Raw genomic sequence first — 26228 nt, forward strand, 5'->3', positions numbered from 1 at the left:
ACGAAAAATATTCCCCCTTTACAACGGAATTGCGTAATTTTGCAGGCAGATTGCGCAATTATTAACATGAGTATAACAAAGATTGTAAGAAAAGTATTCGAGCCTAGACAAAAGGAACTCGAGAAACACTTCAACCAAGGCAAAGCACTCCAAGAAGCTGTGCTGGGCCGACTGGTGGCTGAAGCCCAAGATACGGAATACGGACGAAATCATGCCTTTGCATCAATAAAAGGTTACGATGATTTTGCCAAACACATCCCCGTAAATACCTACGAAGAACTCAAAGAATCGATAGATCGCATGCGTCATGGCGAAACAGATGTGCTGTGGCCAGGTCGTGTAAAATGGTATGCCAAATCATCTGGCACTACCAACGATAAATCAAAATTCATCCCTGTAAGCAAAGAGGGACTGAAACGCATACACTATCGTGGCGGATTTGATGCTGTGGCCATGTATCTGCAAAACAATCCTAAGTCGCGCATGTTCGATGGTAAGGGACTGATTCTTGGTGGCAGTCATGCACCTAATTATAATCTGAAAGACTCTCTGGTTGGCGATTTGAGCGCCATCCTGATTGAGAATATCAACCCGTTGGCCAATCTGGTTCGTGTGCCGAAGAAACAGACAGCTCTGCTTTCTGACTTTGAGATTAAGCGCGACCGTATTGCCCGCGAGGCCATGAACAAAAACGTAACCAACCTTTCGGGTGTACCCTCGTGGATGCTCTCTGTGCTAACCCGCATGATGGAGATAACAGGCAAAACACATCTTGAAGAGGTATGGCCTAACATCGAGGTGTTCTTCCATGGTGGCGTGGCCTTTACGCCTTATCGCATACAGTACAAACAGCTCATTACCTCGCCCAACATGCACTATATGGAAACGTATAATGCCAGCGAGGGATTCTTCGGCCTGCAGAACGATCCATCGGACAAGTCGATGCTGCTGATGCTCGACTACGATGTGTTCTACGAGTTCATACCAATGGACGAAATTGGCAAGGAGAATCCAACCATCGTACCATTGTGGGGTGTAGAAACAGGTAAAAACTACGCTATGGTTATCTCAACCAGCTGTGGTTTGTGGCGTTATGAAATCGGCGACACCATCCAGTTTACATCTACCAATCCGTACAAGTTTATCATCTCTGGTCGCACCAAGCATTTTATTAATGCCTTTGGCGAGGAGCTGATAGTAGATAATGCCGAAAAGGGACTGGCCTATGCTTGTGAACAGACAGGTGCCGAGGTTTCGGAATATACCGCTGCCCCTGTGTTTATGGACCAGAACGCCAAGTGCCGCCATCAGTGGCTCATCGAATTCAAGAAGCGCCCTGCCAATCTGCAGCAGTTCAGCGATCTGCTTGATAAGCATTTGCAGGAAATCAACAGCGATTACGAAGCTAAACGTTATAAAGATATTACGCTGCAGCACCTTGAGATTATCGAGGCACGCGAGAATCTGTTTAACGACTGGCTGAAACTGAAAGGCAAGTTAGGCGGACAGCACAAGGTGCCTCGCCTTAGCAACTCTCGCGAACATATCGAACAATTATTGAAGTTGAACGCATGAAGAAACTCCTCTATATCTGCAGTATAGCTTTGGCTATGATTGGTTGTGCCCGCATGGGACAGCCCGATGGCGGTTGGTACGACGACGATCCACCAAAGGTTCTAAGCGCTACACCTGCCGATCAGGCCACCAACGTGAACACCAAGAAGATTACCATCCTGTTTGATGAGTATATCAAACTTACCGACGCAACCAACAAGGTGATTGTGTCGCCCCCACAGTTGGAAGTACCCGACATCAAGGCTGCAGGTAAAAAAATTGTAGTGGAACTGCAGGACTCACTGATGGCGAATACCACTTATACCATCGACTTCAGCGATGCCATCAGCGATAACAACGAGAATAACCCTATGGGTAGCTATACCTATAGCTTCTCCACAGGCGAAAAGATTGATACTTTCGAAGTATCGGGCTATGTGCTCGATGCCAGCAATCTCGAACCCATCAAGGGCATCATGGTAGGCTTGTATAATGATCTGGCTGATTCTGCCTTCCAAACCAAACCTATGCTGCGTGTATCGCGTACCGACAGTCGTGGACACTTTGTAGTAAAAGGTGTGGCTCCTGGCACTTATCGCGCTTATGCCCTGCAGGATGCCGATGGCGACTTCCGCTTTACACAGAAGAGTGAGATGATTGCCTTTAACCAGCAGACCTTCGAGCCTGGCTCTAAGCCCGACGTGCGAACCGACACCGTTTGGCGCGACTCGTTGCATATCGATGCGCTGATAAAAGTGCCTTACACCCACTTCCTGCCCGATGATATCACACTGTTGGCATTCACCCACGTGCTTACCGATCGTTTCCTTATCAAGACCGAACGCGTAGAAGCCAATAAGTTCTCGATGTACTTCAGCTATGGTCATCCTGAACTGCCTGTTATAAACGGTCTGAACTTCGACAGTAACGATGCTTTTGTAATCGAGACGAACGAGAAACAAGATACTATCCATTACTGGTTGCGCGATACAACTCTAATTAATCAGGATACCCTACGTATGGAGATTAACTATCAGATTTCTGACTCTACAGGTATGCTCATTAACCAAACGGATACCATCGAATCGCTGGCTAAAACTCCATACGCCAAGCGACAGAAGGAAAAAGCCAAGGAGATTGACCAGTGGATGAAGGAGCAGGAAAAGAAAAAGAAACGTGATATGCCTTACGACTCTGTATGGCACGAGAAACCCCTGGAACCCAAGTTCGATGTGCCATCACAGATGGATCCCGATAAGGTCATTAAGGTTGAAATGCCTACACCTTTGCAGCATTGCGACACAGCTGCGGTTCATCTCTATTCGATGATCGACTCTGTATGGTACGAATCAGATTGCCGCATGGAGCCCATACCCCATCAGATCAGAAGTTACCAGATTCTGGCCGATTGGCGACCAGGCATAGAGTATAGCCTTGAGATAGATTCTGCAGCTTTCGTAGATATCTATGGCAAAGTATCTAATGCCTATAAACAAGGCATCAAGGTTAAGGGCGAAGACGAATACGGCACGCTGAAACTTAACATCTCGGGTATAGAAGATTCTGCCATGGTAGTTCAGTTGCTTAACGGTTCGGATAAAGTAGTAAAACTGGCCCGCGTAAATAACCATGTGGCCGAATTTAAATTCCTTAAACCCGAGAAGTATTACGTAAGTGCCTTTATCGATAGTAATGGTAACGGCATCTGGGATACAGGAGACTATGCCGAAGGCCGACAGGCAGAGGCTGTTTATTACTATCCCAAAGAGATAGAAGGCAAAGCCAAATGGGATTTGAATCTTAACTGGAATGTAACGGCTGTACCCGTGTACAAACAAAAGCCAGAGAAGATTACCAAACAGAAACCAGAGGCAGCTAAGAAACTAAAGAACAGAAATGTAGAACGCGCCCGCCAAATGGGTATAGAATACCTGAAGGATAAGGGCATAAATGTAGATAGCAAGAAATGAAGAAGATAATTCTTTCGCTGATGATTATGCTTGGCACAGGCCTCTCGGCCCATGCCCAGTGTGGAATTGCCAATACCGCCTTTAAGAGCGGCGAGAGCCTGGAGTACGACCTTTACTTTAACTGGCAGTTTATTTGGGTAAAGGTTGGATCGGCCCAAATGGATACTAAGATGACTAAGTTTGAGGGCAAGGATGCGTGGAAATCGTACCTGATTACACGTGGAAACTCTAAGCTCGACAAGTACTTCACTATGCGCGATACCTTGCTGTCGTACTGCAATCCCGATCTTTCGCCAATGTATTTCCGCAAAGGCGCCCGTGAAGGTAGCAGATACTATGTAGATGAGATATGGTACACCTATCCTAACGGCAACTGTCAGCTGAAGAAGCACCGTATTGATGCCGATGGCGAACAGCATTGGAAAACCAGCACCTATCGTAACTGTATTTACGATATGATGTCGATCTTCCTGCGTGCCCGCAACTTCGATGCCACCAAACTGAAGAAGGGTCAGGTTATCCCCACCCCTATCAGCGATGCACGTAATCTGTCTAACTCGTGGTTGGAGTTCCGTGGTCGCGAAACCTTCAAAATGAATGGTTCAAAGGAGAAATTCCGTTGCCTGGTAATGTCGTTCTATGAGCGCGAGGATGGAAAAAGCCATGAGCTTATCCGCTTCTATATCACCGACGATCAGAACCATATACCAGTACGCCTCGACATGTTCCTTTCGTTCGGAAGTGCCAAGGCCTACCTGAATAATTATAAAGGTGTTCGCAGCGCGATGACCTCAAGAATCAAATAGGGTTATAGCTTTGTTTCGAGATAATCAATAAAGTCAGAAAAGCTATATTGATTGGGGGAGGTGCCTGTTACGTTTAAGCCAGCCTCCTCAGCGCATCGTGTGGTGTAAGGACCAAACGAGTAGATAGGCACGTTAACAGGCTGGCCCTGTGTTTCGGCAAATTTCATAATTCTTGATAATACGTAGGCCTCGCCACCACTGGTGAGGGCTACAGCGCTTATATTACCGCTACGTAGGGCATCGGCTGTTTCGGCATAGTACTCATCGCTCATAGCTGTGGTACGATAGCAATATACATATGATACGTCGGCACCTGTTGCGCTTAGGGCATTCTGGAAATTGGTGATCGTTGGCGGAACAGGCAGTCCGCTATATTTAGGCCACAGCACAGCAATACGCTTCGACTGTAGTGCCTGTTCGCTTTCCAAAGCCTCGATAATCCCCATCAAACTGGGTTTGGCATGTGGTAATGCCACTGTAACACCCAGAAACTCCTGCACGACTTTCTGATCTTTACCTATGGCTACTACCTTACCATCAATAAGCGATCTGTCGACACCAGCAGAGGAAAGCGCCCTGACGGCCATGATGCTTGTGCAGATAATATAATCGTACGATGCCAACTGATTACAGAACGGCAGGAAAGTGCCACCAGGGGGCAGTAAGGTACTGCTGATAAAAGGCACAAACATGGGATGGAAGCTGCATGTGGGGCGTTTGCCAAAAGCCTCGTGCAAACTTACATGATAGGTGTCGGGAGCTGTAAATAAAATACGTTTTACCATTTGGCCAGCATCTGATTAGGTTTAAACACACGAATTACATAAATCAGACTTACGAGCGCAATGCCTAGCTCGATGAGATAGAGGCCACGATAGTCGAGCCACTCGCCAACGCCACCCGAAATAATCGATATGAGCGACGAACTGAGATGAACTACAACCACCTGGATGGTGAAATCGGTTCCCTCACGTCCATCGCGTACACAATCCATCGCTGTGGTATAAACCACAATCGACGCAAAGGCATGACATGTTTTTACCAGCAGCAAACCACCTACCAATAGAGGGAGTGTAGGCGAAATAAACGTTAGCAGCAGGAAATATAGCGGAGCTGTAACAATCATGAAGGCCACCATCAAGCGAGCTCGATACATACCGATACGACGGATTAGCACATGGGCCACCCAAGCCATCACAAACGATGTGGCTGTACCCACCATACCAAACCACACACCAATCTCCTTCATGTTATAGCCCAAGTCAACCATATAAGGGCGCACATTGGCAATAATGCCGATGATACCCATAAAGTAGAGCAACAGGAAAATCACGTGTGGGATAATTTCCTTGCGCGAGAAGAACCACATAAAATCCATCAGCTTGGCACGCTGTTTGGGCGAACGTGGCTCGATATGTATCTTCTTATTAAACTGCAAAGGCACCACCATGAACCAGGCCACCAATCCCAACAGCGGGAAAACAACACTCCAACCAAAATGGTCGAGCATCACGATAAAGATACCACTACCTAAGAAAGCACCAGCGTAACGTCCCATCGACTGCATACTATTCACAGCACTATGATCACCCTTACCAAAAGCCCTCACCGCCAAACCATCGGTAGCAATATCCTGTGTAGCCGATGCAAACATCGATATAAAAACTAACACAAAGATAAAGTAGATATCGGAGGAGATATCCAAGAATCCGATACACATGATTGAAAGGGCATAGACCGACTCCATTAGCAGGATGAAACGGCGATAGCTGGCCAGACGAGAACACTGGCGATCTACCATAGGGGCCCAAAGAAACTTAACGAGCCAGGGGATATGCACTAAGTGTAGCAGGCCGATAGTGGCCAGACCATAATTGGCCTGGCGCATACTTACCTGCATGGCAGTAGTGATAAACGTTGAGGGGATGAACTGCGCTATATAGAGACAGAAAAACGTGGCGAGATTCAATCTCCTTACATTATCTACGCTGGTGGTTGTTGCCATGAAACTATTATTGGTTTAGAAATTTAACTCGATAGTGGTTCCAAACATCAATGGCTTGCCTGCCTGGGCATAGTTGCCAGTAGACGACTTAAAGCCGTAAGCCATATAGTTGGTATCAGTCAGGTTCTTACCCCATACCTCCCAGGTAACAATACCCTTGGTTAGGGCTACCTTGGCGTTGAGTGTGGTATAGAAATCCTGACTTACCAGATTATCCTCGGCCCAGTAGATACGACCCAAGCCACGCAAACCTACATTGAACATCACACGATCTAACCAACCTGTAGGGTTGATGGTGTAGTTGGCATCGAGGCTTAGCGTGTGGTTGGGCACCATGGGCAGGCGATTATTAGTATAATCTACTGTGGCACTCTTTACATAAGAGAGGAAACGGGCATAAGTATATCCATAGTTAGCCGTGAACTGCAGGCCCTCAACAGGACGCACGATTACATTCAACTCAGCACCCTTGCTATCTGTATGACCAGCATTGGTGGTGATATTACCCACGCCTGTAATGGTAGAAGTAATCTGCATGTGACGCCAATCGATATAGAACAGGTCGGCACTCAGGGTAAGCAGATTGTTCAGCAGGTTAATGCTGGCGCCAACCTCGTAGTTCCAACTGTATTCCGGCTCGTACGAACGCTCATCGAATGTAGAGAACGACTTATTGAAACCACCTGGTTTATAGCCACGAGTAACCGACACATAGTAGAGGTTATCCTCGGTAGTAAGATACTGAAGCGTAAACTTAGGTGTTACCTGTGTAAAATCCTTGCTGCTCTCGAAAGATTCGCCTGTAGCCGAAGACATCTGACTGGGATCAACCAACGTAAAACCTCCATCGGATAGTGGCGAGGCTTTTACTTTTAGATTATCATAGTTGGTCTTTGCATGCTCATAATCAAAACGGATACCAGCTGTAGCCGAAAGTCCCTGCCAGATGTTGTAGGTACTCTGGTGATACAGGGCCAACGAACTGGTTGGAACACAATAGTTGGTATGACTGAGCGAGCCTGCTGATGGTGAGAAATTATCAACTGTACGATCCACATGCTCCATCATGCCAAAGGCACCAACCACCCACTGGTAACGGCTATCGTTATTCGACTTGAGAGTAAACTCCTGCGACACCATATTCTGGTGGCGGGCATTCTCTACAAACGACTTGTCGTTAACAGTAAAGTCCTGATCGATAGCCTGCTTTGAGTTGATATACTGGAACGATGTCTGGCTATTAAAGCTAACCACAGGACCATTATAGGTAATACCCAGACCATTGGTGCTGATAAGGCGACGGAATGAGCTATATCGGTTATAATTGATATCCTGCAACGTATTGGTTTCAACATTCACTGGAGCATAGGGATAACCTCCCTGATCGCTGTAGGAAAAATGGCTGGTAAGGCGTATCAACCAATTATCAGATGGCTTATAATACAATCCTATACGCTCCTCGGTCTCGTTCATCTTATCTACCTTTTCGTTCAGATAGCTATTACGGAAGGCGCCATCGTTATGATGATAGAGTGCACCAAAGGTAAAACCGAACTTATCCGATACCTTGGTGTAATTAGATATCTGCGTGCGCAAATCGTTATATTTACCATAGCCCAGACGAACACGGGTGTTCTGATACTCCAATGGGTTACGGGTACTGATGTTTACAATACCACCGATGGCATTTCTACCATACAATGTACCCTGCGGACCACGTAGCACCTCAACCGAGGCCACATCGCCCAGATCGCAATCAAACGAGAGGGGCTCGTAGAAAGGCATACCATCTACATAAAAGCCGATACCTGTTCCATCCGACTTATTACCCACACCGCGTACAAACACGGGGCAACTGGCTCTCGAACCATAGTCGGGCATATAGAAATTGGGAATAACGGCAGTTAACTCCTTAAGTCCTGTTATCTGCTGATTACTGAGCTGACGAGCCGACAAAGCCGAACGCGATGCAGGCACCAACTCGTATTTGTTTGTTTTAAACGCACTAACCACCACTTCGTCGAGCTTGTACGAGCGGGCTGTGGTTGTGTCGGCGGGTGTAACCTCTGGTCCTTCAACCACCAACATTGCTGATAATAGTAATCCTAAAAACATACCTTTTTATTAATATATAATGATTATTTTTGTGTTTGTCTGAACCATTCGGTTACGAACTGTACATTCTCTAATGGCGTATCCTTATGAACGCCATGCCCCAGATTAAAGATATAATTGGGATGCTCTCGGAAGAAAGCCAGATACTGCTGCAGATGCTGCTCGATAACAGCCTGAGGGGCAAACAGTATACGTGGATCCATATTACCCTGAAGACCTATGGCCGGATTAACCAGATGACGAGCCACTAACAGAGGTGTCTGCCAATCGATACTTACATAATCGCAATCCTCAGGGGTAAGCATCTGCAGACCAGCCCCAAATCCCTTGGGGAAGAAAATAACAGGCAAGCCATGCTGCCTTACAGCAGCCGTGATACGGCGCACAAAGGGCATAATCATATCCTGATAAAGCTCGGCAGATATCACACCAGCAAACGACTCGAATATCTGGAAGGTGTCGATACCATGAGTTGCTTGCAGATGTACATATGCCTCGCTGGCGCTGGTGATGGCATCTAGCAACTGGAGCGACTCCTGGCGATGGGTGTAGAGATAGCGTACCACATCGGTAAACTGCATCGTCTTGTCGCGACCACCCAACATGTAACACAAGCAGGTAAGCGGGCCACCACAAAAACCAATCACAGGTGTATCGGCCCTTTTCTGGCCCATAATCTCATCCAGCGTATCGGCCACATGATTAAGATGCGAGGGGCTAAAGCTTAATTCTGCCGCAGGATGCTCTACATCCATCAGCGGATGGGGGAAAGCAGGCCCTTCGTTGGTCCATTCCACCTTGACGCCCAACGCCTCAGGGATTACCAAGATATCGCTAAACAAGATGGCAGCATCCATACCCATATCGTCAATTGGCATCAAGGTAACCTCGGCAGCCAGATTGGCATACGACATGATAGAACGGAAAGGCAACATCTTAGTAAGTTGGCGGTATCGTGGCAATACGCGACCAGCCTGTCGCATCATCCATACTGGAGGGCGACAGGCTGGTTGGTGATTGATAACCGCAAAGAAGGGATTGCTATACATATTTATTATTAATTCTTGTGTTCCTAAACACCTTTAACTTATTTCGGGTGCAAAGGTACAACAAATCAAAAAGCTGTGCAATCCCTATAAATATGGATTTTTAACAGATGTTACTTGTTTTCTGCTTCAAAGGCGGCAATCTTATTTTTATAATATGTACGTAGCTCCTGCCAGTTATAGTAAGGCCACTGGTTGGTCTTGATAGGCAGATAGGCCTCGCGCTCGTTCAGCAGGGCCTTTACAAGAATATCGCCAGTCTTTCCCTTTTTGGGGCGATAGAATATCAGCTGGATATTGCAGCCCATGGGGAAGATGCGATAGTTACGCCAATACTTATCGAGTTCATCGAGATTGTTCACAACCATGCCGCAGTTATCCAACTCCAACAGGCAAGCCAGAGGCATCACACAAACCTCGTGGCCAAATCGCAAAGTGGCCTGTGTCTCAGTAACGGTGTCGGCAGTAGCTATGATGTTCTTCAGCAGATTAAGCTGACTGAAAGGCATCTTACCACCCGAAACAGGCGATGCACCATAATCGAGATACCAACCTACATTCTTCTGGCGCCACTGGTCGTAAACCTCCTCATCGGTAAACAGCGAGAAGAGCTCCAGATCGGTGTCGTGACTCTGCATATTGCAAGCCACATGGAACAGCTGGCGCATCAGCGAACCTGCATTCACATTATTATATACGTAAGCCTCGTCGTTAAACAACGCTTTCATCAAGCGCTCTGGGTGGATGTACTTATAGGCATATTCGCGCTCTTCCTTATCGCCAGTGGTGCGTCCAAGTTTCTCTACCAGTCCGTCCCAAGGCTGATTGAGATAGTACTGCAGACTCTCGCTTACATCGTTATGAATCTGGGCTGTAGGATTAGCAGCAGCCAGCTCTTCGCACTCAGCAATCATCGACAAAATACAACGGTTCACCGTGGTGCTACGGGCATCTATCTTTAGATTCTTGGTTTTGAAAATCTCAGGAAAATGCTGCACCATACGCTTTCCGATACCATGATGCTGACGTTCACCGACAGTAGTCAAATCGCCTAAACGTTTATGGGCTGTAGCGTAGATAGCTTCAATAGTTGCGAGTGTTTTCTCACCTAATGGCGTAAGTTTCCCTTGCTCCTTAGCTGCCTTCAGCGTTGCAAGGGGTTTTGAGTAATTGCCATCGCTGATGAGCCAACGCGATCCATGACGACCATAATGACTCATATAGTAAGGTTCATAATTCTTAGGAGCAGGCGTCAGTGCCTTGTCAGTAAGCTGACGATCGTAATCCAAATAGTTACTACCTGCCAAAAAACGATTTGTTGCAATCTCATCTTTAGCCGAAGTCTCAAAAACAGGTGCATTCATCCCTGAGCCTTGCTCGCCTACCCGTAGCCCTTGCGCCTGCAAAGTCATCGAAAAACCGATGGCCAGAATTAATAGTTTTCGTTTCATAATCCTTTATTGTTTGATATTGATATGCAAAGATAATCAAATATTCGGAAAAAAGCGTTTTTATTTGGTTTTTTACGCAGTTATTTGTAATTTTGCAGCCAAATATTATTAAATAGGTATAGCATGATACAATCGATGACAGGCTACGGCAAGGCGGTCGTGGCATTTAAGGAGAAGAAAATTCACGTAGAAATCAAGTCGCTGAACTCAAAGCAGCTCGACTTGAACACACGTATCGCACCTCTCTATCGTGAGAAAGAGATGGAGATGCGCCAGATGGTGGCAGAGGCTCTGATTCGCGGAAAAGTGGACATGAGCGTTTGGGTTGAGAAGGATACATCGGTAGATCCAACCCCTATCAACGCACAGCTGGTTGAGAACTACTACCAGCAGATTAAGGCCATCGCCGACAAGACTGGTATTCCAACTCCTGAGGATTGGTTCTATACCCTGCTCCGCATGCCAGACGTAATGACTAAGACTGATGTTGAAGAGCTGGACGACGAGGAGTGGAAGGTAGTGAAAGGCGGTGTAGCCGAGGCCCTGAAGAACCTGGTTGACTTCCGTACTCAGGAGGGTGCTGCCTTGCAGAAGAAGTTTACTGAGAAGATTGACAATATTGCCAAGCTGATGGGCGAGATTGAGCCATACGAGAAGAGTCGTGTTCAGAAGATTAAGGCACGTATCATAGATGGCTTGCAGCAGATTCCAACAGCCGACTATGATAAGAACCGCTTGGAGCAGGAGCTGATTTACTATATTGAGAAGCTGGACATCAGCGAGGAGAAGCAGCGACTGACCAACCACCTGAAGTATTTCCGCGACACCATGAACGAGCCTGCCGGACAGGGTAAGAAGCTGGGCTTTATCGCTCAGGAGATGGGTCGTGAGATTAACACAACCGGTTCGAAGAGTAATCAGGCCGAGATGCAGAACATCGTGGTTAAGATGAAGGACGAGCTGGAGCAGATTAAGGAACAGGTTCTTAACGCACTTTAAACGATGGCAAAAGGTAAATTAATTATTATATCGGCTCCATCGGGCACAGGCAAGAGTACCATTATCTCATGGCTGATGAGAGAGCACAAGGAACTGAATCTGGCCTACTCTATCTCGTGCACATCGCGAGCTCCTCGCGGCACAGAGCAGAACGGGGTAGACTATTTCTTCCTGACACCAGAGGAATTCCGCCAGCGTATTGAGAACGACGAATTCCTGGAGTACGAGGAGGTATATACCGACCGCTTTTACGGCACGCTGAAGTCGCAGGTTGAGAACCAGTTGGAAGCTGGACAGAACGTGGTGTTCGACGTTGACGTGAAAGGTGGCGTAAACATCAAGAAATTCTATGGCGACAAGGCGCTGAGCCTGTTTATCCAGCCCCCATCAATCAACGAACTTCGCAAACGATTGGAAGGTCGTGCAACAGATGCCCCCGAGGTTATCGACCAGCGTATTGCCCGTGCCGAGTTCGAACTCTCGTTTGCCGATAAGTTCGATAAGGTGGTTATCAACGACATGTTGGAATATGCCGAGGCTGATGCTTTGGAAATAATCAAGGATTTTTTAGATATCGAATGATAAGAACGGGGATTTTTGGCGGATCGTTCAATCCCATTCATAACGGTCACATTTCGTTGGCTCGTCAGCTTTGTGAAAAAGCTGGGCTCGACGAAGTGTGGCTGATGGTTTCGCCACAGAACCCCCTGAAAGCCCAAGCCGATTTGCTGGACGACCAGATACGCATGGAGATGGCCCGCCTGGCTGTTGAAGGCGAAACTAGCATCATAGCCAGCGACTACGAGATGCATCTGCCCAAACCATCGTACACCTGGAACACACTCGAGGCCCTGAAGCGAGATTATCCCGACCGCGAGTTTGTACTGATGATAGGTGGCGACAACTGGCAGCTGTTTGACAAGTGGTATCGTGCCGATGATATCCGCAATCAGTACCAGATAATCGTTTATCCCCGTCGTGGTTGCGAAGGTGGTATCGACGGACTCGACCTCATCGACATTTCGAGCACCGAAATACGCGAGTGCATCCAGGCAGGCAAGCCTATCAATCATCTGGTGCCAAAGGCTGTGGCTGAATATATAAAGGAACACGAACTCTATGCTTAAAGGACTGAAAATAAACCCATTAAAGTGGATTGGCGCCCTGTTTATGCCCATCCAGAAAAACAGCGCATTCTTTGTGTTTATGTTTGCGCTGGGAATGATTTGTACACAACTGGAACTGATGCCCGTCTATCTGGTAGGCAAAGGTGCCGAACCATACCAGTTTTCCGAACCCGAACTGTTTCTGGATATCTACGCCGTATGCGTAGTGCTTACGCTGATACCCCGAAAGGTTCGCTATTGGGTGCGAGCGCTACTCTACATCCTGCTTTACACCACAGCCATTGTGGATATGTACTGCTACGTACGTTTTGAGTCGACTCTTACCCCCACCATGCTGATGCTGGCTAACGAAACCACAGGTCAGGAGGCCAGCGAGTTTCTGCGTGGCTATATTACATGGGATGTAGTTACATCAAAAGTGGGCTGGGTACTGCTCTTGGCGCTGGTGCACATCGCTTGGACGGTGATTCGCCGAATGACCAGACATCTCAGCAACAGGCTGATTCTGCCCAAGATGACCCCCATTGTTATCGAGGGTTACAACGCCATTGTTGGTGTAATCGTAGCATGGGCACTCTGCTCTTGCGTAACACTTGTTTGGCCCAACAAAGAGGCTATGCACCGCATGTTTACCCACACCACCGTGGGTCAGATGGAGCACGAGCTTACGCGTAAGGACAAGGCCGAATTCTATGTACCTATCTACCGATTGGTATTCAGCATGTACGCCAACCACCTGGCCGACAACCAGTTAGTACAGCTCGAAGCTGCCAGCGAGAAGGTGCAGATAGATAGCTGTAGTTATCGTGTGCCAAACATCGTATTGATTATCGGCGAGAGCTACAACAAGCATCACTCGCAGCTGTATGGCTACAACATGCCAACTACACCTAAGCAGAAGGCTTTGGCTCAGGAAGGCACGCTGGTACCATTTACCGATGTGGTTGCACCTTGGAATCTTACCAGTTTTGTGTTCAAGAACATCCTGTCGCTGCAGGCCATCGGCGAAAAAGAGGAATGGTGCGATAAACCACTCTTCCCAGAAGTATTCCGCAAGGCAGGCTATCACGTTACGTTTATCACCAATCAGTTCCAGTCGAAGGCTAACGAGGCTGTTTACGACTTCAGCGGAGGTTTCTTCCTGAATAATCCTGATCTGAGCAAAAAGTTGTTTGATACACGTAACACCCGTCTTTATCCTTATGACGAGGGCGTGCTGCAGGAGTACGACCGCCTGAAGAAGGAGGATAAGGAGCATAATCTGATTATCCTGCATCTGATGGGTTCGCACCTGATGTACAAGTCGCGATATCCGCAGAATGCTACCCATAAGTATCTGAAGGAGGATATGTACAATCGTCCTGAACTTACCAAAAAACAGCGTATGATTCTGGCCGATTACGACAACTCTGTACGTTATAACGACTCGATTGTATGGGCAGTTACCCAGCGCTTTGCCGATAAGGATGCTGTAGTAATCTACATGCCCGATCATGCCGAAGAGATATTTGATGGCGAGCCATATATGTACGGACGTATGCATGGCGCCAACATCGATTACCGCCTGGCACGCAACGAGATGGAGATTCCGTTCTGGATATGGGGATCGCCTAAGTATCGCGAAAACCACCCATACGGCTGGACAGCTATCCAGGAGGCCAGAAACCGTCCGATGATGACAGATGTGCTGCCACACCTGCTGATGTACTTTGGCGGTATTGCCTCGCCTCTCTATCACGAGCAGTATAACATCGTGAGTCCGGCTTACGACACCAAACGTCCACGTATTCTGAAAGGCGTAACAGATTATAACCAGTTAAAGAAGCAATGAAAGAACTGTTATCAAGAAAAGAGTGTTCTGCCATGCGTGGTGTTGCCATCCTGGCCATCATGCTGCACAACTATTGCCACTGGCTCAGGGGCATTGTGAGAGAGAACGAATATACCTGGCAACAATTCAAGTTCGATGAGCTGTGGCGCCTCACTCTTAATCCTGATGAACAGTTACCCATGCATCTGGTGTCGTTCTTCGGCCACTATGGCGTGCCCGTATTCCTCTTTCTGAGTGGTTACGGACTGGTTAAGAAATACGAACAGGGCAAGTTACCCGAGGTAGGTTTGTGGCGATTTGTACGCTACAACTATCTTAAGTTGTTCCGCATTTTTATCGTAGGCTTTGTGGCCTTTATCCTGCTCGATGCCATCACCCCAGGCATGCATCGCTATACCTGGACAGCGGTGGTTGGTATGCTGGGCATGTTTGCCAACCTGTTCGAGGATCCCTCGCATGTGGTTTGGCCTGGTCCTTACTGGTACTTCAGCATTACCTTGCAGCTTTACATTTTCTATCGCCTGGTACTTTATCGCTGGCGCCACTGGGGGCTAGTTGTAGGTATGATAGTTTTGTGCTGGTTGTGGCAACTTTCCTGCCAGGACGATGCTGTTTTGCTGGAGCGATTACGTTATAACTTGATTGGCGGCGTGCTGCCTTTCGGCTTAGGCTTGTTGGCAGCTAGAATACCAACAATTATTCCCACGTTGGGAACAAAACATTCCCACGTTGGGAACAAAATATTCCCTAACTGGGAATATTTTATAGCCTTATTACTCGCTGTTGCCCTCATCGTAGCTTTGAGTTCAAATTTCCAAGGCTGGCTATGGGTTCCTGCATTTATCGTTGTTGGCACCATTGCACTTGTAAAAGTAATGCCCGAATGGATGCTGTCGTACAGCGTCTGGGTGGGTGGTATCTCGTCAGCTATCTTTGTGGCCCATCCGCTGGTTCGAAAAATCATTGTGCGACCTTACATTTATGATGATATGTATGCAGGGTTGCTGCTCTACGTGGTAGCAACGCTGTTCCTCTCGTGGTTATTCAAGAAGCTGATAGACCAACTGCCAAGTCCCAAACTGTGAAGATAAAGGATATAGAACTGGCCAACATTAGCCGTTATCGCGCTGAATTGATGGGAGCAGCTATGCTGTTCATCATCCTGTTCCACGTGCCGCTGGCTCGTAGTAACGAGTTCTTCGGATTAAGGCGATGTGGTAATGTGGGTGTAGATATGTTCCTGTTCCTGAGTGGTATCGGCCTTTGGTTCTCGTGGGTAAAGAATCCTGCTTTGTGGCAGTTCTACAAGCGCCGCCTGCTGCGTATTTATCCTGCCTGGCTGGTAATGGCATCGCTCTTCTATCTGCCACGATTCGACTGGACAAACGGCGATTATATCGACCTGATTGGCGACATCGCCATTAACTGGGACTTCTGGTTGCACGACGAGCTCACCTTCTGGTATATCCCAGCCATTATGATGCTCTACCTCTGGGCCCCGCCTTACATGCGATTGATTCAGCGCCATCCCGTTTACCGATGGATGCCTGTAGTTATGATTCTATGGTGCATCTGGGTGCAATGGATAGCCCCATTGCATCAGGCCGTAGGGCATATCGAGATATTCTGGAGCCGCGTGCCCATCTTCTTTATCGGCATAAACTGCGGCGAACTGGTACGTAAACAAACCAAGATAGATGGTGCCGGTATATGGATGATACTTACTATCTTCCTGGCCACCTTCAGTTCGTGTGTGTATCTGGAGCAGATTTCACACGGACGATTCCCCTTGTTTGTAGAGCGTATGATATACATACCGTTTACCATCACGCTGATTATGATGCTGAACCGTGTGCTCCGTCGCACGCCGCGATGGTTCAACAGCTTCTGCGCTTTCTTTGGTGCCCTCAGTCTGGAGGCCTATCTGATACACGATCACTTTGTGATGACCTACCTCATCCCCTACCATCTGGGATACTGGCTTACGGCCTTACTCACCATCGTGATTACCATCCCTTTGGCATGGGCACTACAAAAGATACTGAAACTCATCGTTAGAGTATGAAGAAGATATACGCCTTCGATTTCGACGGAACGCTGACAACTAAGGATACGTTGATAGAGTTTATCCGTTTTGCCAAGGGCACATTGGCCTTTGGATGGGGCTTTGCACGCTATGCCCATCTGCTGGTGCTGATGAAACTGGGGCTCTATCCTAACTGGAAAGCCAAACAAAAGGTGTTTGCATACTTCTTTAAGGGTATGACTATCGAGGATTTTAACGCCCTCTGCCAAGCCTTTGCAGCCTCATCGCAGTATCTGCTACGCCCTGCAGGCATCAAGGCCATACAGCAAGCCCAGAACGAGGGGGCGGAGGTGCTGATAGTAAGCGCATCTATCGATAACTGGGTGCAGCCTTTCTTTACTGATGTAAAAGTGCTGGGCACACAGATTGAAGTAATCGATGGCAAGCTGACAGGACGCTTTCTTACCAAGAACTGCTATGGCCAGGAGAAGGTGAGCCGTATCCTGACCCTCTTTCCCGACAGAAAGGATTATCACCTGACTGCCTTTGGCGATAGTCGTGGCGATAAAGAAATGCTGGCATTTGCCGACAAATCATATTTTAAACCATTCAGACAATGAGAAATCCACTTAAGATATTCAAGATTAAACCCGAAGAACGCTGGCAGTCGACGATTGCTCTTATGGTTATCATAGCCCTCAACGCTATGTTTATCTTCCGTATGCACGAGTTGTTTATGCAACCAGGTTTCGGCCCCTATTGGAAGGCTTTCGAACACGAGCTGCATCTGTCGGGCTACGACCCGCTTACCTATCTGGGCGTAACCAACTGGGATGTGGTGTATCAGGTGTATCGCCACCCGTTGCTGTCGTTTATGATATGGCCGCTGTGGGTTATTAACGAGGGGCTTACTTGGCTGTTAGGCGTTAACTGCGTGCAGTATCTGGTAGCAGCATTCCTGATTCTATGTACCTATTACTCGTATATCTTCCTGTATCGCATTCATCGCGAAGTGATAGAATTAGAGCGCAAGGATGCTACATTGCTCACGGCCTACTTCTTCTCGATGGCCTATATCCTGATGGCTGCCATCGTGCCCGATCACTTTACCATATCAATGTTTCTGTTGCTTATCACCCTTTATATATCAGGTATATGCATCAAGAAACGCCGCGAGTTTAAGTGGTGGCAATCGGCCATTCTGTTCTACATTACAGCAGGTGTTACGCTGAGCAATGGTGTGAAGGTTTTCTTATCAGGATTCTTTGTAAATCTGCGCGATTTCTTCCGTCCAAAATACCTGTTGTTGGCTGTTATCCTGCCAGCTGCCTTGCTGTGGGGAACGTCACAATGGGAGTATCGCACGTATGTGCTGCCCAAAGAAAAGGCACGCGCAGAACAGAAAGCAAAGAAAGCAGAACAGCAAAAGGCACGTGTGGCCCAGATGACTGCTGAACAGAAAGAGCAGTACGAGGCCAAGAAAGCCCGTCGCGATAAGGTATTACAGCGCCAGGCAGCCAAGACTGGTAAGCCTATGGAGAATTACGGCTTCCTGAAGTGGACAGATATTTCTACATCGCGCTGGCAATCTACCTATGAGAACCTGTTTGGCGAGTCGCTGCAGTTCCATCAGGACTACTTCCTAGAGGATGTGCTGGTTCATCGTCCAGTATTTGTACGTTACAACTGGGCATTCAGTTATATCATCGAAGCACTTATACTGCTGTTCTTTGTGATAGGCGTGTGGATGGGACGTAAAAGCCGTTTCCTTTGGCTCTGCCTGTCTGGATTTGCCTTCGACATGCTGATACACATCGGCTTAGGTTTCGGCCTTAATGAGATATATATCATGACGCCACACTGGGCATTTGTACTGCCCATTGCTACAGCCTATCTGTTTAAAGCCGTACAAACAAGCTGGCTAAGATGGGTAGTGGCAGCTATGACTATATACCTATTAATATATAACGGCTATCTGCTGACCGATTTCCTGCTATCGCCTATCAAAGCTATCATATAACGAAAAAAGCATGCCTCAATATCAGGCATGCTTTTCTGTTCCTAACCACTTTCGGATGCGTCGTGTAAAAGCTTTCGAGATATTGCCAAACTGGCCGTATCGGATATTAAGCCACAACTCCTCTAACGAATAGCTGATCTTGGTTAAAGGATGACGCCATGCAAGAATCTTGTATAACCTATCTTTATAACCTACATTCTCAATCACATATCTAGGGTGTTTAAGTGGAAATTCCAACTCATAACGCTTCATGGTAAAGATTTTAAGGAAGCGCTTGGGTGTGGTCTTGGCCGAAGCGGTAAAATGCGTAGAATCGGCCATTAAACCCAGATTATTTATCTGGTTCTTTGAAGGAAGAATGGCCAGACCAGAATTAAACAACATAGATGCCCAGAAAATACTTTCGTAGTACTCCTTGCCTGTTGCACGATGGTTACGGAACATCTTTATCATGTCCTTTCTGTATTTGCGCTGCTCGGCCAAAGCCTTTAGCTGTGCCATATTATACGCATCGTCGAGGAATGAATACTGACCGTCCCACTGATCGATAACGCGTCGCCACGATGCCCAGCCCCAGATGCCAAATGTTGAGGTAAAGAAGTAATCGTAAGGACAATCCTCTGTAACCTCATCGATATTAAAGCCCGAAATCATACTGATACGCTCGTCGTTCTCGTACTTATCAAGCATCTCCTTACAGAAAGGAAAGAACGACTGTGAGGGCACATCATCGTCCTCAAGCACCATGCACTTATCAACGATAGAGAAAGCCCATTTCTGCGAGATATACTCAGAAGGATCGCAGCCATAGTTTTTTTCCTGATACATACGATGCACCTCGCACTCCCAGTCGATGTTCTCATCGCTCACAATCGCACGACAAGCCTCTATGCCAGCCATATCACGTTCGCCACGAGGACCATCCTGGTAGAGAAACAGCTTTGAGGGGCGAGCCTCCTTAACCGCCTCGAAAACCTGGCGGAAAGTATCTGCACGATTAAAGAACAGCAGCAGAACAGCAATATCAGTCTTAGCGGGTTGTTTCATATTCACATACAATTTCGATGCAAAGATACATAATTTTTCCAATTATGAATTGTAATTTGTGAATTATTTATTACCTTTGCATCTGTTATGGATTATAAAGAACAGTTGAGGGCTTTTTCACAGCCAAATTTGCGTAGTTGCCAACTCAAGCAGTTGTCTATTCTTAAAGTGATTGATGGTATCTGCCAAAAACACAACATCAAATACTGGCTTGATGGTGGAACCTTATTGGGTGCGATGCGTCATGGGGGATTTATTCCTTGGGATGACGATATTGACATTGCTATGGACGTGAAGGACCTTAAACGCTTCACAGAAATAGCACCTAAAGAAATGCCAGAAGGTCTTTTTGTACAGACCCCACAAACAGATCCTAACGTAAAAGAGCAGATGGTAAAAATCCGCGATCTAAACTCTCTTTATATTGAAAAAGGTGATAACTTTGTATCTGATTACGTAAAAGGAATCTTTGTTGATGTTTTTCCCTTTGAATCGCATCCAGACATCCCCAAGTCGTTATTAAAACCCTTGACTAAAGGAATAACAAAAAGTATATCCATTCTGCATCACCCACACACCTATTCGCTACGCTCTTTCGTCGAATTCTTCTGGTTTGGAGGAAAGTTTCTGCTCTTCATGTCCGTTTACAGATTTTTGAAAGCGGTATGCAAATCTACGCATTATGCCAATATACCAACCATGAATGGGTATGGTATCACTCACAAACAAGATACAGTATTGCCTTTATCTACTGTAAAGTTTGAGGATAGTGATTTTCCTGCTCCTCACAATCCAGACCTGTATCTGCGCAATATCTATGGCAATTATATGGAAATACCACCTATTGAAAAGCGCCATTTTCATTCGGTAGTAATCGTACCAGAATTAACAAAATAGTTCTTGAGCTATTAACGTATGCAACAGTCCCTCTGAAATAGTAGTAAGAGGCTGCCAACCTAATTGTGCTAATTTGGTTGTAGAAAAAGTGGCTCTAGAAATAGGCGTAGTATTTCCTGATATTTCGTCAATGTCGAAAACTACTTTCTTGTCTTTCGCATGAGCCAGCATTTCTGCTAACTGACGGATTGTAATACAAGACTGCTCATCAGCCACATTATATGCCTGACCAGAAACGCCATATTGCAAAATAGTTAGCAAAGCTGTCACACAATCCACTACATAAATCCATGATCGATATTGTTCACCTTTACTTTTCATCACAATATCTTCATCACGTAGCACATTCCTAATAAACTGAGCATAAACACGATTATCACTTTCTGTAAAATATGGACCATAAGTATGACATGGGCGAGCAATTACCACATCGGCTCCATATTCAGCTCCATACGAAACACAAAGCGTTTCTGCTGTACGTTTTGATGAAGGATAACAAGATCTAGGAACAGCACAATCTATATAACCACTATCAGTTTCCTTGAATGTATCTAAATTACCTTCACCGTAAATCTCACCCGAAGAAACATAGAGCAAACGTTTCATGCCATGTGAAAGACCATATTCCAACAAATTTGTTACACCTATAATATTTGATTTAATAACCTCAACCGGTTTCTCCTTAAAAAAATTCGGACTCGCATTGCTGGCTGCATGGATGATATAATCAAAACATACATCAGAAAGCAAAGGATTTATAACATCACCTTTAATAAAATGAAAGTAAGGATTTTCTTTATACTTTCCAAAACGCTCTTGTGCACGTACCTTATTCCTACCAAAAGCATATACATGACATTCTACGCTACTATGCATCAGCGTATCTACAAGGCATCCGCCAATCAATCCTGTAGCACCTGTGACGAGGATACTTTTTCCATGTAAATAGCCAAGTTCCAAATTAGAAAGTGCTCGTACTATATCCTCTATATAGGGATTTATTTTAACCATGACTCTGCTTTTATATTCATAAGCGCCTTAAGTATCTCAAGATCTTCTATAGTGGTTACTTTAATATTCTTCTCCGATCCTGGTACAATATGCATTTCGCGATTACCCAATTCTGCCATCAAAGTACATGATGCAACAGAATTTGTGATACCTTTTTCTGCAGCCTCTTCGTGAGCTGCAATAATATTACCAAGACGGAATGTTTGTGGAGTTTGAGTGCGGATTAATTTGTCGCGAGGTATACTCGTTGAAGTAGTAAAACCATCTTCACTCTCTAAAATGGCTTCGCGACATTTTATACCAGTAATTGCATAACCATATTTTTGACAAACAGCTATATTTGAAGATATGATCTCTTGTGAGAGCAAAGGACGTACAGCATCATGAATCAGTACTAAATCATCCTCTTTACAACCTGCATCACGAAGACCATAGATACCATTATGAATGGATTCCTGACCATTAGTACCACCTGGAAATATCCATTTCAATTTGTCGACAGAGAACTGATTTGCATACGATTGTAATACTGTTTCCCATCCTGCAAGACATACCACAGCAATACCATGAATATCAGGATGCTGTTGAAAAGCCCTTAAGGTATGAATTACTATAGGACAGTTTTCTACATGCATAAACTGCTTGGGAATATCCTGTCCCATTCTGTTTCCAGAGCCGCCGGCAATAATCAAAGCATAGTTCATATCTTATTGTTTTTTAATTTTGTTCATCATAAAATCTGTAGTCTCCTTCAGTATCTGCGCACCAGCCAGGCGCATCACAGCATAATAGAGTACAGCTGCCAATATACATCTGCTGATGAGCAGCAGCACCAGGTTTCCAATATACGAGGTGATATAACCTGTAGCAAACATCACACCTGCAGCAGCCAAAGCAAAAGGCATGATATCCTTCAGCATCAGCAATAAGGTATAGCTGGTATCCTTACAGGCAAAGAAAAACCACACAAACAGCCAAAACAAATTAAGTACTACGTAAGTCTTAACCATCGTGGCAATACCATAGGGGTAAAGCGTTAGCATGACTACAATCTGAAGCAAACCCAACGATAACGTACAGCCCATAAACGTACCTGATTTACCTCTACTTATCAGGAAATCAGCCATTAATGTGCTGATGGGTAGCACAGCACCACACACACATATCCACTGCAGATATTGTGCTGATATAAGCCACTTCTCGCCTATGGCCAGCACAATAAACTCTTTTGCTACTAAGCCGAATCCCAACAACAAAGGAAACGAGATAAATGCAGCAAAGCGCACCATCTTGCGCAATACAGCCAATTGGCGCTTGCGATCATCTCTAACGCTTACCAGCACAGTCTGATCTACCTGCTTCACCATCCCTTGGATAAGCGATGTACACTTGTTGTTCCACTGATAGGCCTGGTTATAGTTACCAGTATCATGTGCGCTAAAGTAACGACCCAGCAACATATTCATCACGTTGTTATTGACCTGTGTCAGCACATCGCTAATCAGGATCTTTACGCTGAACGGAAATGCCTTACGGATAAACGTAAAATCAACCTTAAGCGTAGGGCGCCAATCGCTATAATGCCAGCGCAGCAGGGTAGATATCAAAATAAAGAGGTTAGTTTGAGTGGCCAAGCTCCAATAAGAAAAACCTTGCCAAGCCATCACAGCAGCCACACTACTGGATAGGATAGTAGCCGTAATGCTAGCCTTAGCCAGTTGCTGGGCTCTGAGATTCTTATAAAGATAAGCCGCCTGCGCTACACCACTACAACTGAATAACAGCCCGATAAAGGCATAACGACATAATGCAACCAATCGGGGCTCATCATAGTAATCAGCTATTAATGGTGCTGAGAAGAAAAGCGTTAAGTAGATAACGCCACCCATAAAAATATTGAACCAAAAGACAGCATTATAGTCACTGTCTTTTGGCTCTTTTTCATTAACCAGCGCTGTAGAGAAACCACTATTCTGCAAAGCGGTTGCTATCAGCGAAAAGATGGTAATCATGGCTATAAGACCATAGTCGGAAGGATTAAGCAAACGACCCAGAATGATACCAAAGATGAGGCCGAGCAATTGCTGAACGCCATTGTTCATTCCACCCCAAAACAGGCCCTTAGCTGTTTTTTCCTTCAATGATTCCATCCATTGAACAGATATTATCCTACCTGACTGCCAGGTTTTACATCCTTAGTGGTTGTAACTACGCTGAGGCTCTCGTCAGAATCTACAGCGCTCAGAATCATACCCTGACTCTCGATACCCATCATGTTACGAGGAGCAAAGTTAGCCACAAACAGGATACGCTTACCAATCAACTCCTCTGGCTTCTCGTAGAAGGCAGCAATACCCGAGCAGATGGTACGATCCACGCCAGAACCATCGTCGATGGTGAACTGCAGCAGTTTCTTACTCTTCTTAACCTTCTGACAATCCTTAACCAGACCAACACGGATGTCGAGCTTCTCGAACTCCTCGAAGCTAACAGTATCCTTGATAGGAGCAGCCTTATAGTTAGCTGCCTCGTTGGCTTTCTTGGTAGCCTCCAGCTTATCCAGCTGCTTCTGGATTACCTCATCCTCAATCTTCTCGAACAGCAGAGCAGGCTCACCCAGCTGATGACCAGCCTCCAGGAGATCGGTAGAACCCAGCTGCTCCCACTCGAAGTTGCTGATGTTCAGCATCTCGCGAAGCTTCTTACTGCTGAATGGCAGGAATGGCTCAAAGGCAATAGCCAGGTTAGCAGTCAACTGCAAGCAGATGTTCAGGATAGTCTCGCAACGCTTTGGATCAGTCTTCCAAACCTTCCAAGGCTCGCACTCTGTGATATAGCGGTTACCAATACGAGCCAGGTTCATAGCCTCGAACTGAGCATCGCGGAACTTGAACTGTTCCAGCAGAGCCTCAACCTTAGCCTTAACATCCTTGAACTCCTCAAGGGCCTGCTTATCTACATCCTGCAACTCGCCACAAGCAGGAACTACACCGTTCCAGTACTTCTTGGTGAGCTGGAGGGCACGGTTTACGAAGTTACCGTAAACAGCTACAAGCTCGTTGTTATTGCGATCCTGGAAATCCTTCCAAGTAAAGTTATTATCCTTTGTCTCAGGTGCATTGGCTGTCAGTACATAGCGCAATACATCCTGCTTACCAGGCATATCAACCAGATACTCGTGGAGCCATACAGCCCAGTTACGAGAGGTTGAAATCTTATCGTTCTCAAGATTCAGGAACTCGTTGGCAGGTACGTTATCAGGCATGATATACTTGCCGTGAGCCTTCATCATTACAGGGAAGATGATACAGTGGAACACGATGTTGTCCTTACCGATGAAGTGAACCAGACGAGTATCCTCATCCTGCCACCACTTCTCCCAGTTGCCCCACTTCTCGGGCTCCTTCTCACAAAGCTCCTTGGTGTTTGATACATAGCCGATAGGTGCATCAAACCAAACATAAAGTACCTTACCCTCAGCATCCTTTACAGGTACGGGGATACCCCAATCCAAGTCGCGAGTCATAGCACGTGGCTGCAGATCCATATCCAACCAGCTCTTACACTGTCCATATACGTTTGGACGCCACTCCTTGTGCTCCTCCAGAATCCACTGCTTCAACCAGTCCTGATACTCGTTCAAAGGAAGATACCAGTTCTTGGTCTTCTTCAGTACAGGAGTAGAACCAGAGATAGTTGACTTTGGGTTAATCAGCTCTGTTGGCGAAAGGTCGCGTCCACACTTCTCACACTGGTCGCCATAGGCACCCTCGTTGTGGCAGTGTGGGCACTCACCAGTTACATAGCGGTCGGCCAGGAACTGCTTAGCCTCCTCATCGTACAGTTGCTCAGTAGTCTCCTCAGTCAGCTTGCCCTCGTCGTAGAGTTTCTTAAACCACTCGGCAGCAAACTTATGATGAGTCTCACTGGTAGTACGGCTATAGATATCGAACGAGATACCAAATTCCTCGAACGAATCCTTAATCATCTTATGATAGCGGTCAACCACATCCTGAGGAGTGATACCCTCTTTGCGGGCACGAACGGTAATGGGCACACCATGCTCATCACTTCCGCCGATGAACAATACCTCGCGCTTCTTCAGACGAAGATAACGCACATAGATATCAGCAGGTACATATACACCAGCCAGGTGTCCGATATGTACGCCGCCATTAGCGTATGGTAGCGCCGACGTAACAGTCGTACGCTTGTAAGTCTTGTTTTCCATTTCCTTAAATACGTATTTATTATTTTGGCTGCAAAATTACGAAAAATCCCACAGAAAACAAAACTTCTGTGGGATTTCTTTGTTATTATTAC

At 46.3% G+C, this 26228-nt stretch carries 22 protein-coding genes; 12 read left to right on the forward strand and 10 right to left on the reverse strand.

Translation table 11 applies throughout. The annotated features are described in order from the left end of the window. The first annotated feature begins 66 nt into the window (after positions 1 to 66). The 3 genes from BLR73_RS07275 to BLR73_RS07285 are packed head-to-tail and all read left to right on the forward strand — an operon-like array spanning position 67 to position 4330. Entirely contained in the window at positions 67 to 1575 is a 1509-nt protein-coding gene (locus BLR73_RS07275) for a GH3 auxin-responsive promoter family protein (RefSeq protein ID WP_091860650.1), read from the forward strand. Beyond that, positions 1572 to 3524, forward strand: coding sequence for an Ig-like domain-containing domain (locus BLR73_RS07280; RefSeq protein WP_091860653.1), 1953 nt, complete (start codon positions 1572 to 1574; stop codon positions 3522 to 3524). Before BLR73_RS07275 ends, BLR73_RS07280 begins: the two co-directional genes overlap by 4 nt. Continuing rightward, positions 3521 to 4330 (forward strand): DUF3108 domain-containing protein, encoded by an 810-nt coding sequence (locus tag BLR73_RS07285; RefSeq protein ID WP_091860656.1) that lies wholly within the window; start codon positions 3521 to 3523, stop codon positions 4328 to 4330. Before BLR73_RS07280 ends, BLR73_RS07285 begins: the two co-directional genes overlap by 4 nt. Before the next feature lie 2 nt (positions 4331 to 4332). Here the strand turns inward: BLR73_RS07285 and BLR73_RS07290 are convergent, their stop codons facing one another. From BLR73_RS07290 to BLR73_RS07310, 5 genes are all read right to left on the reverse strand, one after another. Beyond that, on the reverse strand, positions 4333 to 5115 hold the full coding sequence (locus tag BLR73_RS07290) for a uroporphyrinogen-III synthase (RefSeq protein ID WP_091860659.1): 783 nt from the start codon (positions 5113 to 5115) through the stop codon (positions 4333 to 4335). Beyond that, positions 5109 to 6335: an MFS transporter gene (locus BLR73_RS07295; RefSeq protein ID WP_176763644.1), complete on the reverse strand. Its 1227-nt coding sequence runs from the start codon at positions 6333 to 6335 to the stop codon at positions 5109 to 5111. The genes BLR73_RS07290 and BLR73_RS07295 overlap by 7 nt, the downstream gene beginning before the upstream one ends. A 15-nt stretch (positions 6336 to 6350) precedes the next feature. Beyond that, positions 6351 to 8450 (reverse strand): TonB-dependent receptor, encoded by a 2100-nt coding sequence (locus BLR73_RS07300; protein ID WP_091860662.1) that lies wholly within the window; start codon positions 8448 to 8450, stop codon positions 6351 to 6353. A gap of 23 nt (positions 8451 to 8473) precedes the next feature. Next, complete coding sequence (gene hemE / locus BLR73_RS07305; RefSeq protein ID WP_091860665.1) at positions 8474 to 9499, reverse strand: uroporphyrinogen decarboxylase; 1026 nt, start codon at positions 9497 to 9499, stop codon at positions 8474 to 8476. 110 nt (positions 9500 to 9609) lie between these two features. Next, positions 9610 to 10947, reverse strand: coding sequence for a histidine-type phosphatase (locus tag BLR73_RS07310; protein WP_233456379.1), 1338 nt, complete (start codon positions 10945 to 10947; stop codon positions 9610 to 9612). Between the two features lie 123 nt (positions 10948 to 11070). On the opposite strand from BLR73_RS07310, the gene BLR73_RS07315 reads away from it, so the two are divergent. The 8 genes from BLR73_RS07315 to BLR73_RS07350 are packed head-to-tail and all read left to right on the forward strand — an operon-like array spanning position 11071 to position 18950. Further along, positions 11071 to 11946 carry a YicC/YloC family endoribonuclease gene (locus tag BLR73_RS07315; protein WP_013064277.1) on the forward strand — a complete coding sequence of 292 codons (876 nt, stop codon included), beginning with the start codon at positions 11071 to 11073 and terminating at the stop codon, positions 11944 to 11946. A gap of 3 nt (positions 11947 to 11949) precedes the next feature. Then, complete coding sequence (gene gmk, locus BLR73_RS07320; RefSeq protein ID WP_074760099.1) at positions 11950 to 12528, forward strand: guanylate kinase; 579 nt, start codon at positions 11950 to 11952, stop codon at positions 12526 to 12528. Beyond that, entirely contained in the window at positions 12525 to 13073 is a 549-nt protein-coding gene (gene nadD / locus BLR73_RS07325) for a nicotinate (nicotinamide) nucleotide adenylyltransferase (RefSeq protein WP_091860668.1), read from the forward strand. The genes gmk and nadD overlap by 4 nt, the downstream gene beginning before the upstream one ends. Beyond that, positions 13066 to 14904, forward strand: coding sequence for a phosphoethanolamine transferase (locus BLR73_RS07330; RefSeq protein ID WP_091860671.1), 1839 nt, complete (start codon positions 13066 to 13068; stop codon positions 14902 to 14904). The genes nadD and BLR73_RS07330 overlap by 8 nt, the downstream gene beginning before the upstream one ends. Further along, a complete protein-coding gene (locus tag BLR73_RS07335; RefSeq protein ID WP_091860674.1) occupies positions 14901 to 15989 on the forward strand; it encodes an acyltransferase family protein in 1089 nt (362 codons plus the stop codon). Before BLR73_RS07330 ends, BLR73_RS07335 begins: the two co-directional genes overlap by 4 nt. Next, entirely contained in the window at positions 15986 to 16969 is a 984-nt protein-coding gene (locus tag BLR73_RS07340; RefSeq protein ID WP_091860677.1) for an acyltransferase family protein, read from the forward strand. The genes BLR73_RS07335 and BLR73_RS07340 overlap by 4 nt, the downstream gene beginning before the upstream one ends. Next, positions 16966 to 17550 (forward strand): HAD family hydrolase, encoded by a 585-nt coding sequence (locus tag BLR73_RS07345; RefSeq protein WP_091860680.1) that lies wholly within the window; start codon positions 16966 to 16968, stop codon positions 17548 to 17550. The genes BLR73_RS07340 and BLR73_RS07345 overlap by 4 nt, the downstream gene beginning before the upstream one ends. Then, entirely contained in the window at positions 17547 to 18950 is a 1404-nt protein-coding gene (locus BLR73_RS07350) for a DUF6080 domain-containing protein (RefSeq protein WP_091860683.1), read from the forward strand. The genes BLR73_RS07345 and BLR73_RS07350 overlap by 4 nt, the downstream gene beginning before the upstream one ends. Before the next feature lie 21 nt (positions 18951 to 18971). On the opposite strand, the gene BLR73_RS07355 is transcribed toward BLR73_RS07350, so the two are convergent. Continuing rightward, positions 18972 to 19997, reverse strand: a complete 1026-nt coding sequence (locus BLR73_RS07355) for a hemolysin activation protein (RefSeq protein ID WP_091860686.1) — start codon at positions 19995 to 19997, stop codon at positions 18972 to 18974. 87 nt (positions 19998 to 20084) lie between these two features. Here BLR73_RS07355 and BLR73_RS07360 point away from each other — a divergent pair, with 87 nt between their 5' ends. Further along, a complete protein-coding gene (locus tag BLR73_RS07360) occupies positions 20085 to 20894 on the forward strand; it encodes a LicD family protein (protein ID WP_091860688.1) in 810 nt (269 codons plus the stop codon). Here the strand turns inward: BLR73_RS07360 and BLR73_RS07365 are convergent. From BLR73_RS07365 to metG, 4 genes are read right to left on the reverse strand one after another with little or no spacing between them, the layout of a single operon-like run. Beyond that, positions 20883 to 21905, reverse strand: coding sequence for an NAD-dependent epimerase/dehydratase family protein (locus tag BLR73_RS07365; RefSeq protein WP_091860691.1), 1023 nt, complete (start codon positions 21903 to 21905; stop codon positions 20883 to 20885). The two genes, BLR73_RS07360 and BLR73_RS07365, sit on opposite strands and share 12 nt — an antisense overlap. Further along, the gene (locus tag BLR73_RS07370; protein ID WP_091860694.1) at positions 21893 to 22609 is read right to left on the reverse strand and encodes an IspD/TarI family cytidylyltransferase; all 717 of its coding nucleotides are present in this window, start codon (positions 22607 to 22609) and stop codon (positions 21893 to 21895) included. Before BLR73_RS07370 ends, BLR73_RS07365 begins: the two co-directional genes overlap by 13 nt. A gap of 3 nt (positions 22610 to 22612) precedes the next feature. Then, the gene (locus BLR73_RS07375) at positions 22613 to 24055 is read right to left on the reverse strand and encodes a lipopolysaccharide biosynthesis protein (protein ID WP_091860697.1); all 1443 of its coding nucleotides are present in this window, start codon (positions 24053 to 24055) and stop codon (positions 22613 to 22615) included. A gap of 14 nt (positions 24056 to 24069) precedes the next feature. Next, on the reverse strand, positions 24070 to 26136 hold the full coding sequence (gene metG / locus BLR73_RS07380) for a methionine--tRNA ligase (protein WP_091860700.1): 2067 nt from the start codon (positions 26134 to 26136) through the stop codon (positions 24070 to 24072). Positions 26137 to 26228 lie beyond the last annotated feature (92 nt).

Origin of the sequence: Prevotella sp. khp1 (assembly GCF_900102205.1) — a bacterium.
GTDB classification, from domain to species: domain Bacteria; phylum Bacteroidota; class Bacteroidia; order Bacteroidales; family Bacteroidaceae; genus Prevotella; species Prevotella ruminicola.

Bases quoted from the DNA above. Each gene is read 5' to 3' on its own strand.
- nadD (WP_091860668.1), top strand. From the start codon at position 12,525: ATGATAAGAACGGGGATTTTTGGCGGATCGTTCAATCCCATTCATAAC.
- BLR73_RS07280 (WP_091860653.1), top strand. From the start codon at position 1,572: ATGAAGAAACTCCTCTATATCTGCAGTATAGCTTTGGCTATGATTGGT.
- BLR73_RS07315 (WP_013064277.1), top strand. From the start codon at position 11,071: ATGATACAATCGATGACAGGCTACGGCAAGGCGGTCGTGGCATTTAAG.
- BLR73_RS07295 (WP_176763644.1), bottom strand. From the start codon at position 6,335: ATGGCAACAACCACCAGCGTAGATAATGTAAGGAGATTGAATCTCGCC.
- BLR73_RS07300 (WP_091860662.1), bottom strand. From the start codon at position 8,450: ATGTTTTTAGGATTACTATTATCAGCAATGTTGGTGGTTGAAGGACCA.
- BLR73_RS07310 (WP_233456379.1), bottom strand. From the start codon at position 10,947: ATGAAACGAAAACTATTAATTCTGGCCATCGGTTTTTCGATGACTTTG.
- gmk (WP_074760099.1), top strand. From the start codon at position 11,950: ATGGCAAAAGGTAAATTAATTATTATATCGGCTCCATCGGGCACAGGC.
- BLR73_RS07350 (WP_091860683.1), top strand. From the start codon at position 17,547: ATGAGAAATCCACTTAAGATATTCAAGATTAAACCCGAAGAACGCTGG.
- BLR73_RS07375 (WP_091860697.1), bottom strand. From the start codon at position 24,055: ATGGAATCATTGAAGGAAAAAACAGCTAAGGGCCTGTTTTGGGGTGGA.
- BLR73_RS07365 (WP_091860691.1), bottom strand. From the start codon at position 21,905: ATGGTTAAAATAAATCCCTATATAGAGGATATAGTACGAGCACTTTCT.
- BLR73_RS07330 (WP_091860671.1), top strand. From the start codon at position 13,066: ATGCTTAAAGGACTGAAAATAAACCCATTAAAGTGGATTGGCGCCCTG.
- BLR73_RS07335 (WP_091860674.1), top strand. From the start codon at position 14,901: ATGAAAGAACTGTTATCAAGAAAAGAGTGTTCTGCCATGCGTGGTGTT.
- BLR73_RS07345 (WP_091860680.1), top strand. From the start codon at position 16,966: ATGAAGAAGATATACGCCTTCGATTTCGACGGAACGCTGACAACTAAG.
- BLR73_RS07290 (WP_091860659.1), bottom strand. From the start codon at position 5,115: ATGGTAAAACGTATTTTATTTACAGCTCCCGACACCTATCATGTAAGT.
- BLR73_RS07360 (WP_091860688.1), top strand. From the start codon at position 20,085: ATGGATTATAAAGAACAGTTGAGGGCTTTTTCACAGCCAAATTTGCGT.
- BLR73_RS07355 (WP_091860686.1), bottom strand. From the start codon at position 19,997: ATGAAACAACCCGCTAAGACTGATATTGCTGTTCTGCTGCTGTTCTTT.
- BLR73_RS07275 (WP_091860650.1), top strand. From the start codon at position 67: ATGAGTATAACAAAGATTGTAAGAAAAGTATTCGAGCCTAGACAAAAG.
- hemE (WP_091860665.1), bottom strand. From the start codon at position 9,499: ATGTATAGCAATCCCTTCTTTGCGGTTATCAATCACCAACCAGCCTGT.
- BLR73_RS07285 (WP_091860656.1), top strand. From the start codon at position 3,521: ATGAAGAAGATAATTCTTTCGCTGATGATTATGCTTGGCACAGGCCTC.
- BLR73_RS07370 (WP_091860694.1), bottom strand. From the start codon at position 22,609: ATGAACTATGCTTTGATTATTGCCGGCGGCTCTGGAAACAGAATGGGA.
- metG (WP_091860700.1), bottom strand. From the start codon at position 26,136: ATGGAAAACAAGACTTACAAGCGTACGACTGTTACGTCGGCGCTACCA.